Below are 15196 nucleotides of genomic sequence, written 5' to 3'. Positions count from 1 at the left end.
TGTACAGATAAAAAATTCTGTATATTTTGATGGAATATGACCATGTTTAAAAATATCAGTATAGAAAAGACCGTTAAGGTCATGCTGGCCATTTTATTTGCGTTGATTATGAGCATTATTTATTTTAGTTATGATGCTTCCACTCGATCCTATAATAATTTCGTTTCATCAAATAGCCTAAGTCAGCAAATGTTACTTATGGGCAAAGCGCGATATCAAATGGCCGTGATCAGGGCAAATATTAATGGGTTAGATGGGCAATTGCGTGTTAATGAAAAACCTTCAGCAAAATATTTTCACCAAACAGCAGAATATATTGAAATAACCCGTGAAGAGATCCACCGTTGGTCAGATACAGAAAAACTCACCTTAGAGGGGAGAGAATTAGCTGATGATATGACGAAGCGTTTTGATGAACTGCTTGATATTTTCACCGGTGCACTGGATAGACTGCGTAAAGGTGAGCTAACAACACACTCGGCCAGTGCTAAAATGGACGAGTTAAATGATATTACTATGAAATATTATGCGGTTGCTAATGGTATTGAAAATAGTTATATCGATATTGCAAAAACATCTCAAGAACGCTTGATGATGGTGTCAATTTCTACTGGTACTATCGTTATTCTCTTATTTATCTTTATATTGCGTTGGTTTTCCCATACTTTTATTAGCAATATTCGAGTGTTAATCAATATCTTTAGTAAAATGAGTCAAGGCGATTTAAGCATGCGTGTAGAGAATCACGGTACTAATGAATTTGGTTTGTTATTCAATGAAATGAATAAGATGAAGAATTCATTAAGCCATATGATCTCTTCCGTAAAGAATGCCGTTAATACTATTAGTGTTAGTGCAAGCGAAATCGCGACAGGAAATACCGATTTATCTTCCCGTACTGAAGAGCAGGCGAGTGCATTACAAGAAACGGTTGCGAGCATGGAGCAAATTAAAACAACCGTTGAAAAAAACGCAGATAATTCACGTGAAGCAAGCAAATTAGCACTAACAGCAACTGCATCTGCCCAAAACGGCGAAAATGTGATGGATAGCGTGGTCGAAACTATGCATTCAATCTCTGAAAGTGCGAAGAAAATTGCAGATATCAATGACATTATTAACAGTATTGCTAATCAAACGAATATTTTGTCATTGAATGCAGCAGTTGAAGCGGCAAGAGCGGGTGAACAAGGCAGAGGATTTACCGTTGTTGCATCTGAAGTGCGTAATTTAGCTAGTCGTAGTGCGGAAGCTGCAAAAGAGATCAATGAGTTGATTACGCACTCTGTTAATAAAGTCAATGTTGGTTCGCAGCAAGTTGCGCAAGCTGGACGTTCAATGTCAGAGATTGTTACAACAATTAATCAGGTGAATGACTTTATGCAACAGATTGCTCTTGCTTCTAATGAACAGAGTATGGGTATAAACCAAATTGCGTTAGCTGTCAGTGAAATGGACACCGTTACTCAACAAAATGCAGCATTAGTTGAAGAATCAGCCACTATCACAGCGAATATGGATGATGAAGCTCATCAATTAGCTAAATTGGTTTCACAATTTAAAGTGGATGAAGAGAAAGAAACGCTTTCACCTTTTGTTCCAACGCAATCAACGGAAGTTATCGATACTCAAGAAAAATAAGCCTCACATCGATAATAAATAACAAGCCCCCTTAGCGTATCTACGGCAAGGGGGCTTTTATTAGGTTTATTCTTAATGCTTAGAACTAAGCTTTGATCTGATTAACGCACTCAATGCCTGAAGCAACTTCTTTAATATTGTGCAGTGTTGTTTCACTAATACTAATTAAGGCTTCTTCTGTTAAGAAAGCCTGATGTCCTGTGAACAGCACGTTATGACAAGAAGAAAGACGGCGAAAAATATCATCTTGGATCACGTCATTTGATTTATCTTCAAAGAAAAGATCGCGTTCATTTTCATAAACGTCCATTCCCAATGCACCAATTTTGCTTTGTTTCAATGCATTAATTGCAGCTACAGAGTCAATTAATGCACCACGACTAGTGTTAATAATCATCACACCATCTTTCATTTGTGCAAAAGCAGTTTCATTTAATAGGTGATGATTATCTGCGGTTAATGGGCAATGTAATGAAATCACATGAGAATTTCTGTAAATTGTTGCTAAATCGACATATTCGGCACCTAAATCCAGTACTGCTTGATTTGGATAAGGATCATAAGCCAGTAATTTCATGCCGAAGCCTTTTAATATGCGTAATGTCGCTAATCCTATTTTACCTGTACCAATTATACCGGCAGTGCGATTATGCATATTAAAGCCAGTTAAGCCTTCTAATGAGAAGTTAGCATCACGAGTACGTTGATAAGCTCTGTGTATACGACGATTAAGTGATAGCATCATGCCAACAGCATGTTCTGCAATCGCTTCTGGCGAGTAAGCCGGAACACGGACAACTGTTATGCCTAATTCAGTGGCAGCTTCTAAGTCAACGTTATTGAATCCAGCACAGCGTAATGCGAGGATACGTATATTAAGGCTAGCAAGCTCTTGTAAAACCGCACGATTTGCATCGTCATTGACGAAAATACAGACAGCATCAGCGCCAACGGCATTTTTTGCAGTTTGTTCTGTTAAATTAAAATCGAAATATTCAATATCATAATGATATCCATTATGTTGATTGACCCATTCCATGTGCTTACGATCATAATGTTTAGTACTATAGGAAACGATTTTCATCCAGTCTTCTCTACTCTCGATTAAATTTTTATTCAGAGACTGGAAAAACAAGAATTATCCAGCCCCAATATGAAAGAAATTAATACTATCATTATAAACAATTTAACGAGGTAAGTGGATGATTCAGGTTTGTTTAAAAGGAATATGATGTGTTGTTAAGAAAAACAATCAAATGGACAGGGATGATACTACTAGGCACCAGTCTAATAGGCACTGCTTTATGGGTATCAATTCCTCGTTGGTTGCCAGTTGTTGCCGATTATTACTTACCTGAAGGTGTAACACTTTCGTTATCACAGCCCAAGTTACAGCCTATGGGCGTTTCAGTTGAAAATATCGCATTAAAGACAGAGAGCTGCACTTTAGCTAATCTTGATAACTTTGTTTTCTCTTATCAAAAAGAGCAGATTGATAAACTTCAATTTAATAGCCAGCAACTTGCCATTGATGAAAAATGTTTTTCAATGATGCCTGCAAGTAAGCAAGAAGAAACGGCAACCGTTCCTCTTGAGATAAATTCACTACTCACCTCAATACCTCATTTATCTGTCAATATCGACAATGTGTTTTTAAAAGAAAATAGCCGTTATCAAGGTGCGTTACAGCTAAAAACACAAAATAATGGGCGTTTAATTTCTTACCAAGGAAAAAATGCTCAACTTGCTATTTTTATTAGAGATAACCAGTGGCTTGATATTAAACAGCTTAAAGTGAATTTACCTGATGACAATAATATTGAACTTGCTGCAGAAATAGCGCTTCCTCTAGATATTGCGTCATTACCAGAAAAAGGCACCATCAATGCCACTTTATTAGCTTCTGATTATGCTCATCCTTTAGTTTTTATTCTTGAATGGATAGGACAATCTGGCACTATTTCAGTTGCTGAACAGGGTGGTGGTCACGCATTGGCTTTATTACCATGGACAGTCACATCTGAAAATATTGTTATTGAGCAAGGCCGTTGGGAATGGTTTGGATTAGATCAACCTTTGCGAGGTGGTGTAAATATTAATATTGCCCAATGGCAAAAAGGATTGGCGGATTTAAGATTAACTGCGCGATTAAACGTGATGACAGAAGGCAAAGCGGGGAAAGGAAATTTAGTGATATCGATCCCTGAAACAGCAGTTAATTGGTTAGATGCTCAAATCCCTATTCAAATCACAGGTGTTATTAATAAAGAATTAATGCAAGCCACTGCGCAATTACCAGTTAAAGTTACTGGCATGTTGACCAATCCTACTATTGAATTTCAATCTGGTTCTTTATTTCGTTTTAAAGGACCAGTCACTGAAACGCTTACCGTCACAGATGCTCGTTTACCTTTAGCCGGAACCACACTTTCATCAAAAGGTTTTAATGGGCGTTTAAATGCGATAGTTGTTGCCCAAGATAGTATTTGGGGAGATTACCGCATTCATTTCCAAGGTAAAGCTATTAATTTTTTACCTGATAATGGAACTTGGCAATGGCGCTATTGGGGCGATGGGAATTTACTACCATTAAAAGCGCGTTGGGATATTGCAGGGACAGGTTCTTGGGTTGATAAATTAGTGAGTTTTGAAAAACTCAACACAGGTTTTGATGTTTTAAAATATCAACATACCGTAATGACAGCACCACGATTATCTTTGCTAAGCCCATTTCGTTGGAATAGAGATGATAAAACGTCGACATTTAATGGAAAGCTAAAATTAACGAGTCAGCGCATTGATTTTCCTGCTGGTGGTTTTTTAGATAAGACAGATTTTATTGCTACGGTGAGTGGTAAATCCCCCTTTAATTTTAATGTAAAAGGTGAATTGAGTGCCAAACCCAATATAGGGCCAATTGCAATTAATACACGTTGGGATGGAGCAAGATTAAGAGGTCAAATGCGTTGGCCGTTACAGCCAATTGATGTTTTTCAATCACTTATCCCCGCAGATTTAGGAATTACGCTTGATAAAGGTGAGTTATATACGCAAGCAGATTTTTCTATTGCACCAGGACAAGGATTAATTGCTGGTGGTCACCTTGTTGTTAAACAAGGGGGAATGTGGCTTAAAGATGGCATCCTAGAAGGTTTAGATTTTATCTTACCTTGGCGTTTAAACGGTGATGAATGGCAACTTGGTGTAAAACAGCCTGTTCAGTTACGAATAAAGCGTGTTAATAATCTTTTTGAAATGACCGATATTACAGCCGATCTTAAAGGTTTTTATCCAGCAACTGAAAGTAAGCCATTAGTCTTATCTAACGTTAATGTAGCAATGTTGGATGGAACACTATCTTTAGCAAAATTAGCAATACCACAACATGACGCAGCGATTATTTCTGTTGATAATATTCAATTAAGTCATCTGTTTACTTTATTAAAAGTGACGCAATTCGCAGCATCAGGTAAAGTAAGTGGTGAGTTCCCATTTTTTATTAGCAATAATCAATGGATTATTAAAGATGGTTGGCTGGCTAATTCATCTTATTTAACGTTAAGGCTTGATAAAGATTTTGTTGATTCGATTGATAATAATAACATGTCAGCCGGTGTTGCTATGGCATGGTTGCGTTATCTAGAAATCAGTCGTTCTTGGACTCGTGTGAATTTAAGTAATTTAGGTGAGTTAGTGCTAGAAGCTGAGATTCGAGGAACAAATCCCCTTGAAGATAAACGTCGCCAGGTTAATTTCAATTATCGTCACGAAGAAAATGTCTTTCAATTATGGCGAAGTTTACGATTTGGTTCACAATTGGAAGAGTGGTTAGAAAAAAGCTTATCAGATTTAGGGAGTGAGTCAGAGTGAAACCATTATTCTTAAAAAATCTATTTTTATTCACGATCATGGCAATGGGAATATCAATTTTAACCGGATGTATTCGATTAGAGGTCGCAACACCGGATAAACCGATAAATATTAATATGAATGTAAAAATCGAACATGAGATTAATGTAAAAATAGATAGACAAGTGGAAGATCTCTTAAAAAATAACAGCGCCATTTTTTAAAGGATAAATGATGAATTATAAAAAATATCTGTTAAGTTTTGGGATAATCATTGCTCTAACGAGCACGAATGTTATGGCTTTAACACTTGATGAAGCGAGATCACAAGGATTAGTTGGGGAAACCTTTAGCGGTTATATTGAACTGGTACAGACAAATAACAAGCAAGCCCAGCAGCTTGTTGATGAAATAAATCAAGCTAGAAAAACAAAATATGCTGAAATCGCTAAAACGAATCAAGTAACACCAGAATCTGTTGCTCGGCTTGCAGGTGAGAAATTAGTGGCAAGAGCCAATGAAGGTGAGTTTGTAAAAGGCATTAATGGGCAGTGGATTAAGAAATAATATCCACTGCCCAAGTAATGTAGTAATAAAAAAATAGACTAAATTATTATCTGATAATTAATATACTTATAATATTTATTATCACTTTATTTTTTAGTCTTCTTGATAACCTATGTCTATTAATTTATCTGACTCAATAATCTGATCGTTCGCTTCCATATTAAACATGATATGAGTAGTTATACTTCCTGGCATTGGAGGGAGATCATCTTTCTTGACATAATTTAATAAAAAGTGAAAATGTGCTTCATTATGTTCATCAATGATTTTAGTGAATTTATTTTTCTGGTTTAAATTAATAGGATTATTTTCATCATTAATCAATTGAAATGTAATATTGTTACTCGCCGTGGGGCCAGTTGCATGATTTATAAAGTAGCCATTATTAAAATCAATACTTTTATTATCAATACTTACTGTTATTTCAGTATTAGTTTGTGAACAATTTTCAAATGATAGCAGAATAACTTCACTATAGTCTTCATTAGCTAATGCTCCTGCATGAGATGCAGTAAAATCATCAGAAGTTATATTGCTAAATACAGTGGTATAAGGTATGTAAATATCACAGTTTACTGGAGGTGGTAAACTTCCTCTTCTATTTTCAGATAAAGCAATAAAAGGAAAGTATAGTAATAATATAGGGATTAAAACCATTATGTTTATTGATTTCATATAAAACTCTTCAATAAATATGTAAGAATATAATTATTAATTATTGACAGCTAATTTCTTTTTTAATAAGTGAGTTATTTTTTATTTCATTTTTTATGTCATAATGGAAGATGCATTGTTTTTCTTCTGCATCTCCCCATTTTACTTGTACCCATCCTGTTTCTTTTATTCCCGAGAGAAAAATTCTATTATGATCATAGACAAAGTCAGTAGAACTAAGATTATTATTATTATCAAATACCATTACATTTGCAGAAAACGGAATAGGTGTATTTGAGGTAAACAAAACATTATAGCCCATATTTACAGGGAAATTGATTTTTGATACTGCACCTAATGTAGGAACGATAATTTTACTTTGAGTGTTTGTACTACTAAACTTGGGTAACGAACGTATATTTAGTCCAATAATATTTTTACGATATGGAGTGATGTTCGATAATATTAAATTACCATTATTGTCTGTAGTGGTTTTTGACGAGTTATTAGTTTTAATTCCGGCTATGCCATTAGTATTTACAATAGCAAAAGTATTACTTAAATTAGATGCTAAGGTAATTCCACTTTGATGTATAACTATCGCACCATTAACTCCTAACCTGAAAAAGGTGTTATTAGGCGAGTTAGTAGTATTAATAGAATAAGATTGGTATTCCCCTCTATATTGTGCATTTAGTGAGGTATTCTGGTTAACATTCGGGTTGCTAAAATTCCGTTGGTAATTAATAGAATATCCTAAGCGATGATGTTCTAGTAAACTCCCACCTATAGTTGTACTATTTATATAACTTTTATTATTTGAATGATAATTAAATTGATTGTTTATCCAATGATAAGAATGAGATTTACTTATTAATGGGATCCTAAAATTTAAAGAAAAATGATTATCATTATAATGTCCTTTATTTTCATATTGATATTTTACACTATAATGTATTTTTTTTATAGAAGATGAGAGAGAGGTATTTATCATAAAATTATTTTTTATTTTGGTAAAGGAATTTTGATGGTAACCAAGAGAGAATGTACCAAAATATTTAATGGGTTGAAAAAGAGAAATTGAATATCTATTTTTTATTCTATCTTTTTGACTTTTTTTATTGCTATTATCATCATCTTTTATTGATTGGTAATGGCTAGAGGATATATTTAAAGAAGTACCAGTATTGCTCCAGCGTTTATGGTAGCGCAATTGATATTTTAATAGGTTATTATAGTTAAAATAACTAATATCGCTCGCTAACCCCCCCCAATGACCTAAATCCAATGATAATCCTGAAAAGAAGGTATTGTGATTAAGCATTTTTCTGATTGCACCATAGGCCGTTATTTTTTGATTAATGCCATAAGAGAATTCACTCAGTAAAAAAATAGGCTTCTCATTTGAGTTGTTATGCTGATTGTATCTATCATAAGAATATCCAGAAATAAAATTATATTGATAACGACCTTTTTTTAATTGATTTGGCATTGAAGTAAAGTAATGCGTACTTTTTCTTATACGCCCATCAGCCTCTTTTATTTCTAATACTAATTCATTGCTCCCTATAACAGGTAAATCATTTAAAACAAAAGGACCTGGAGGAACAATAGTTTCATAAATTGTTTTTCCTTGCTGTTTCACTTTAATTTCAGCATTGGATTCTGCTATTTCTTCTATGATAGGGCTGTTCATATAGAGGTCATTACCAGAGAGCAAATTGCTTGATATGAGTTGGAATCCAATCAATTTATCCGTCGATAACATTCTACTTATTGGCCGAAACTCACCCATATTCAGAGTTGCCAACAGCGTATTTAATTGGTGATAAGCATATAGTGAGTATAATTTGAACTGCTGTTGCTTATCAGTGTAATGATAATAACTTTGACTACGTACTCGCCAAGCACCTAAATTAGCACCTGAATTAAAATTGATTTTATGATCTATTTTATTTTTGTTGTTATATTTGCCAAAATAGGAATATGAGCTAAATAAAGCAGGGACACCATCATCCCATAAAACTTGATCTGATAGTTTGTTTTTTTTATTTTCTAATGCTTTCTGTGGAATGGTTAAATATAATGATTGTGTTGAAAAATTATATTTAAAATCAATATTGTAATCACTTAATAAGAAATCAGAATTTAAATCCAAAGGGATATTATAAAAAGATGGTGAGATATTTAAACGAATTAAGTTATCAACATTAATCCTTGGCGTTAATATTCCATCTTTATTTTCATAATATAAAATAATAGTTTCTTTTTTCTGGTTGTTGATATGTAAATTTGTTGAGTAATAGCCGTCCGGATGCTCATTAATTAATAAGCTATCGATAATTTTATTATCAATGTTTGATAATACTTTTTTGTATAAAGGATGAATATTACTGTGCGCAATAGAAAAAAAAGGGTATACATTTAATATCAATAGTAAAGATGTTTTTAGTATAAAAATTATCTTACTCATAAGTAAGTTCCTTTGGTGTGCCAGTAATGGTCTCGCCATACTCATTTACTTTTTTCCAATATACTTTTTTATCTTTGATATTTTTAGTTATATTTTTTATTTTATAATATTTAAATGGCGGTATGGTTATTGCTTTATCCAATAAATTAATATTGTTTATGATTATTTCTTTTATTGTAATAAAGTAAGGGGTAGGGTTATTTATTTTAATGTAATTATCAGCATTAATAGAAAAACTAATATCTTTGTTGTTATCTTTATTTGCAATATTTTTAGGTGTATAGAAAAGATTATATATTGAATTTAAAGAGATAAGGAGAATGTTTTTATCAACCATTTCATTATCCATAACTGGAACTAATTTTACATTTACTCTATATATAGACTCTTGGTTAATTTCTTTTATGTCATCCATTTTGATAATTTTTAATGTGAATTTTTCATTTGGTGCTAATTTTATTAAACTAGGGGATATGATAAATGGTGCCTCAGCACTACTTTCTTTTTTATAGTGTGATACCCAGCTATGAACAATATATGTGTTTTGTTCATTTTTGTTTTTTATATTAAATAGAATTTCCTTATCTTGCTCTTTGTAAAAAAACTTATCCTGACTTATTTGAATAGAAGCATAAGATGAGAATGTAAGAAAAAATGATATTATATATATGCTGTATTTTTTAAACATGTGGTTTTTAATCAACTTTATATTAGTTTAAGAATAAAAAAGCCGGCATTCCGGCTTTTTATTTAATTAAAGTTCAAAGAGAAATAATGCTTATGACATGCGGTCATTAGCAATGATTTATTCAATATCTTCAATGATATCATTATTGATGTAAGCATCAAAAACTAAGTTAGAGGCGAATTGACCGGCTTTAATTTCCCCACTTGCTGGTGCCTTATAATTTGCTTTTAATGTAAATTCAGCATTACCATCAACAACACCCTTTTTAAAAGTAAGGTTATTTTCTTGATTTAATAAAATTGGATAATCATCTTCATCAAGTAATTGAATTAAAACATTGGTTGCATCTTTCCCTTGAAGAGTATTTTTTAATGCATTAGATTCTTGTCGTTGAAGTTTAATAGAGAACTCTTTAAATTCATCAGAATGAGTACAATTAGAAAAATTTATCTTAAATTCTTTTGCCTCAGAGTGCTCAATTTCATCATCGTAAATATTATCTAATACAACTGGCTCTATATTCTCTAGGGTGCAAACTGGAGCCCTTTTAATTACATTACCTTGGATAGATATGTTTTCATTACCCTGAATAAGATAACTATTTTTTGCAATAGCTTGATTTGATAAAGAAAGAGTAGACAGAATTAACAGTGAAAATAATGATTTTTTCATTTTAAAGTCCATTTTAATTTTAGTTACAAATTTGCTCATAATTAAGAGCGAGATAATAATATTTATTTACGTGAAATTTGGCAAGTTATATGTGATTATAATTAATATTGTTTTATCAAATAATTAGCAAAGAATACTTCCCATGATAGGTAACTTAGATTTAAATTTCGACGTATAGGTAAGGTATGAATGATTTATCTGTTGAGGTTTTTTTTTAAAAAAAATAGAGGTGTTTTTTTTATAATTGTATTTATAAATAAATAGCACCTCGATAAAAAATACTAATAAATATATCTTTATTTTATCATTGTTTCTTTATTAATAATTAAATGAATTTATTTTATTCTTAATCATGAGGCTGTTGTGCATATTCTTTACCGATAACAGTATCTTCGATTAAAATAAATTGTAGATTATTAATATCAATAAATGATAAAAAACAGTGTTAGGAAAGGAACAATCAGATCAGAAGGTTGATCTTTATAAAAGCAGCCATGGTTGGTTAATCGTTCAAATATGCTATTCAAATTTATTGATTATATACATTTATGTAATAAGAAAATTCATCAACCCTTTATGTGCAAATTGGCTGTTGTGATATCATAACTACAATATTATTTGGTTAAATAAACCTCAAAAAGGATAGCAAAAGGTGACATTATCATCTGCCACGCTCTATCAAGAAATAGAGCAACTATCGCTACGGGAGCAGCAGCGATTAAGAAAACGTCTACGTGGCGTCGCTAAAATTAATAATGAAGAGTCTAAACAAGCGGTATTAAGTGCAATTAAAGGCGATATCACAACAGCACAACAGATGATAATTCGCCGTCGTGCCAATTGTCCTGAAATTACTTACCCAGAAAACCTTCCTGTTAGTCAAAAGAAAGATGCTATTTATAATGCAATACGCGATAACCAAGTTGTTATTATTGCAGGAGAAACTGGCTCGGGTAAAACAACACAGATCCCTAAAATTTGTCTTGAATTAGGAAGAGGGATAAAGGGTTTTATTGGTCATACCCAGCCTCGTCGTTTAGCTGCACGTTCAGTGGCTGAACGTATCGCTCATGAATTAAAATGTACGCTAGGTGGATCTGTAGGTTATAAGGTTCGCTTTAGCGATCATGTTGGCGACAATACTCTCGTTAAATTGATGACTGATGGTATTTTATTAGCAGAATTACAGCAAGATAAGCTGTTACTACAATATGACACTATCATTATTGATGAAGCCCATGAACGTAGTTTAAATATCGATTTTATTCTTGGCTATTTAAAACAGCTATTACCTAAGCGCCCTGATTTAAAAGTCATTATTACTTCTGCAACCATCGATCCTGAACGTTTTTCTAAACATTTCAATCAAGCACCGATTATTGAAGTATCTGGTCGGACTTATCCTGTTGAAGTGAGATATCGTCCTATTGGTGGTGATGAACTTGATAGTGATAAGGATATGACAGATGGCATTGTTGATGCTATTGATGAATTAAGCAGAGAAAGTGCGGGGGATATTCTTATTTTCATGAGCGGTGAGCGAGAAATTCGTGACACTGCTGATGCGCTGAATAAATTACAACTTCGCCATACTGAAGTATTGCCTTTATTTGCTCGTTTATCTAACAGTGAACAAAATCGAATTTTTCACCCTCATAATGGCAGACGTATTATTTTAGCAACTAACGTTGCCGAAACTTCATTAACTGTACCAGGTATTAAGTACGTTATTGATACCGGTTTTGCACGTATTAGTCGTTATAGTTATCGGACTAAAGTGCAACGACTTCCAATCGAGCCTATTTCTCAAGCTTCAGCAAATCAAAGAAAAGGGCGTTGTGGTCGTGTTTCTGATGGTATTTGTATTCGCCTTTATTCAGAAGATGATTTTATTTCTCGTTCTGAATTTACAGATCCTGAAATATTAAGAACTAACCTTGCATCTGTTATTTTGCAAATGACGTCGATAGGGTTAGGTGATATTAGTGCTTTCCCATTTGTACAGCCACCCGACAAACGCAACATTCAGGATGGTGTTCGTTTATTAGAAGAACTAGGTGCGTTACAAGACGAAACCGATCACAATGGTGCTTATCGTTTAACCCCAATGGGGAAACAACTTGCACAACTTCCCATTGATCCTCGTTTGGCGAGAATGGTACTTGAAGCGCGTAAATATGGCGCAGTAAAAGAGTTGATGGTGATTACATCTGCACTTTCAATTCAAGATCCGCGCGAAAGACCAATGGATAAGCAACAAGCTTCTGATGAAAAGCATCGACGCTTCCAAGATAAAGATTCTGATTTCTTATCTTTTTTAAATATGTGGGATTATTTAAAAACTCAACAAAAAGAGCTGAGCCATTCTCAGTTTAGAAAGTTGTGTCGGCAAGAGTTTTTAAACTTTATGCGTGTTCGAGAGTGGCAAGATGTTTATACGCAATTGCGACAAGTTGTTAAAGAATTAGGCTTTCCTGTCAATAGTGAACCCGCAGATTTTAGAAGTGTCCACGTTGCTCTGTTAAGTGGTTTATTGTCGCATATTGGGCAAAAAGATGCAGATAAACAAGAATTTACTGGTGCAAGAAATGCGCGTTTTTCTATTTATCCTGGTTCGGGTTTATTTAAAAAACCACCAAAATGGACAATGGTGGCAGAGTTAGTCGAAACCTCTCGTTTATGGGGACGGATCGCAGCGCGCGTTGAACCTGAATGGATTGAACCTATTGCTGAACATTTGGTGAAACATCACTATAGCGAACCTCATTGGTCAAAAGCGCAAGGCGCTGTGATGGCAAATGAAAAAGTGACTTTGTATGGTTTACCAATTGTTGCTTCTCGACCTATTAATTACAGCCAAATTGATCCGCTCTTATGTCGCGAGCTCTTTATCCGACATGCGTTAGTGGAAGGAGATTGGCAGACTCGTCATACATTTTTCCGTGACAATTTAAAATTACGGACAGAAGTTGAAGAGTTAGAGCATAAATCTCGTCGTCGAGATATTCTTGTTGATGATGAAACAATGTTTACTTTCTACGATCAACGGATACCTCAAGATGTTGTTTCGTCTAGACATTTTGATAAATGGTGGAAAGAGGCTCAAAAGGCATCACCTGATCTGCTTAACTTTGAAAAAAGTATGCTGATTAAAGATGATGCTAAACGTGTTAGCGCATTAGATTATCCAAATTATTGGCATCAAGATAATCTAAAATTACGTTTAACCTATCAATTTGAGCCAGGTACTGCGGCTGATGGTGTCACTGTTCATATACCATTACCTATTTTAAATCAGGTAAAAGACGAAGGCTTTGATTGGCAAATTCCAGGTATTCGTCATGAATTGATCGTGGCCTTAATTAAGTCATTACCAAAACCTATCCGTCGTAATTTTGTACCAGCACCTAACTATGCCTCTGCTTTTTTAGAGCGTGTACCCCAAGTTGAAGGTAATTTACTTGATAGACTTGAAAAAGAATTACGTCGTATGACGGGAGTGACCGTTGATAGAGAGAGTTGGCAACTTGACCAAGTTGCTGATCACTTAAAAATGACATTCCGTGTTGTTGGCGATAAAAATAAAACGCTAGCAGAAAGTAAAGATCTCAATAAATTAAAAGAGAACTTAAAGGAAAAAGTGCAAGAAACATTATCAGCAGTCGCTGATGATGGTATTGAGCAACAAGATTTACATATTTGGAGTTTTGGTGATTTGCCTCAGCGTTATGAGCAAAAACGTGGTGGCTATTCAGTGAAAGCTTATCCTGCATTGGTTGATGAAAAAAACAGTGTGGGGATTAAGCTTTTTGAAACAGAATCTGAACAGCAAGCTTCAATGTGGGAAGGGGTAAGACGGTTATTGTTATTAAATATTCCGTCACCGATAAAATATCTACATGAGAAATTACCGAATAAAGCAAAACTTGGTCTTTACTTTAACCCTTATGGCAAAGTGCTTGAGTTGATTGATGATTGTATTGCTTGTGGTGTTGACAAATTGATGGCGTCTTATGGTGGTTTAATTTGGCAAGAAGATGAATATCAAAAACTGCAAGAATATGTCAGATCTGAATTAAATGATGCAGTGGTTGAAATAGCAAAACAAGTTGAAGCGATTTTAACTCAAGTGTTTGCTATCAATAAACGTTTAAAAGGGCGGGTAGATATTAGCGTTGCTTTTGCATTATCTGATATTAAAGCTCAACTTGGTCAGTTAGTTTTTCCTGGTTTTGTTACTTCGCATGGATGGAAGCGTCTAGCGGATATTCCTCGTTATTTAAGCGCAATTGAAAAACGAATGGAAAAACTGGCCATTGATCCTAACCGTGATCGCGCTCAAATGAGTCGAGTTGAAAATGTTATTCAACAATGGCAACAGTGGTTAGGTAAGTTAACTGAGAAACAAAAACAGCAAGAAGAAGTGCAAAATATTCGTTGGATGATAGAGGAACTTAGAGTAAGCCTGTTTGCTCAGCAGATAGGCACACCATATCCAATATCAGATAAACGTATATTGCAGGCGATGGAACAAATAAGTTTTAACTAATTTTATAGAGATATGTTTAGACCCACGAGAAGTTATACTTCTTGTGGGTTTTTTATTACCCAGCTAATTAATGACTATCTCTATATTAGTTACAACATACTAT

10 protein-coding genes are annotated in these 15196 nt (G+C 33.9%); 5 read left to right on the top strand and 5 right to left on the bottom strand.

Going from position 1 to position 15196, the window contains the following annotated elements; translation table 11 throughout:
• Positions 1-42: 42 nt before the first annotated feature.
• Positions 43-1641 (top strand): methyl-accepting chemotaxis protein, encoded by a 1599-nt coding sequence (locus DK858_RS11670; protein ID WP_109397553.1) that lies wholly within the window; start codon positions 43-45, stop codon positions 1639-1641.
• A gap of 85 nt (positions 1642-1726) precedes the next feature.
• Here DK858_RS11670 and DK858_RS11665 read toward each other — a convergent pair whose 3' ends face one another.
• Complete coding sequence (locus DK858_RS11665) at positions 1727-2725, bottom strand: 2-hydroxyacid dehydrogenase (RefSeq protein WP_109397552.1); 999 nt, start codon at positions 2723-2725, stop codon at positions 1727-1729.
• A gap of 149 nt (positions 2726-2874) precedes the next feature.
• Between DK858_RS11665 and DK858_RS11660 the strand changes: the two genes are divergently transcribed.
• The 3 genes from DK858_RS11660 to DK858_RS11650 are packed head-to-tail and all read left to right on the top strand — an operon-like array spanning position 2875 to position 6057.
• Positions 2875-5511 (top strand): YdbH family protein, encoded by a 2637-nt coding sequence (locus tag DK858_RS11660; RefSeq protein WP_109397551.1) that lies wholly within the window; start codon positions 2875-2877, stop codon positions 5509-5511.
• A complete protein-coding gene (locus tag DK858_RS11655; RefSeq protein WP_006536650.1) occupies positions 5508-5714 on the top strand; it encodes a YnbE family lipoprotein in 207 nt (68 codons plus the stop codon). The genes DK858_RS11660 and DK858_RS11655 overlap by 4 nt, the downstream gene beginning before the upstream one ends.
• 10 nt (positions 5715-5724) lie before the next feature.
• On the top strand, positions 5725-6057 hold the full coding sequence (locus DK858_RS11650) for a YdbL family probable chaperone protein (protein WP_109397550.1): 333 nt from the start codon (positions 5725-5727) through the stop codon (positions 6055-6057).
• Between the two features lie 93 nt (positions 6058-6150).
• Here the strand turns inward: DK858_RS11650 and DK858_RS11645 are convergent, their stop codons facing one another.
• The 4 genes from DK858_RS11645 to DK858_RS11630 form a co-directional block, all read right to left on the bottom strand.
• Positions 6151-6732, bottom strand: a complete 582-nt coding sequence (locus DK858_RS11645) for a fimbrial protein (protein WP_109397549.1) — start codon at positions 6730-6732, stop codon at positions 6151-6153.
• 40 nt (positions 6733-6772) lie between these two features.
• A complete protein-coding gene (locus tag DK858_RS11640; RefSeq protein WP_109397548.1) occupies positions 6773-9184 on the bottom strand; it encodes a fimbria/pilus outer membrane usher protein in 2412 nt (803 codons plus the stop codon).
• Positions 9177-9872: a fimbrial biogenesis chaperone gene (locus DK858_RS11635; RefSeq protein WP_109397547.1), complete on the bottom strand. Its 696-nt coding sequence runs from the start codon at positions 9870-9872 to the stop codon at positions 9177-9179. Before DK858_RS11635 ends, DK858_RS11640 begins: the two co-directional genes overlap by 8 nt.
• A gap of 117 nt (positions 9873-9989) precedes the next feature.
• Positions 9990-10544: a fimbrial protein gene (locus DK858_RS11630; RefSeq protein ID WP_162556395.1), complete on the bottom strand. Its 555-nt coding sequence runs from the start codon at positions 10542-10544 to the stop codon at positions 9990-9992.
• 652 nt (positions 10545-11196) lie between these two features.
• Between DK858_RS11630 and hrpA the strand changes: the two genes are divergently transcribed.
• Positions 11197-15093, top strand: a complete 3897-nt coding sequence (gene hrpA / locus DK858_RS11625; RefSeq protein WP_109397545.1) for an ATP-dependent RNA helicase HrpA — start codon at positions 11197-11199, stop codon at positions 15091-15093.
• Positions 15094-15196: the final 103 nt, after the last annotated feature.

This window comes from Proteus faecis, from assembly GCF_003144395.1.
Classification (GTDB): domain Bacteria; phylum Pseudomonadota; class Gammaproteobacteria; order Enterobacterales; family Enterobacteriaceae; genus Proteus; species Proteus faecis.
This window is presented reverse-complemented; position numbering and strand designations above follow the sequence as displayed.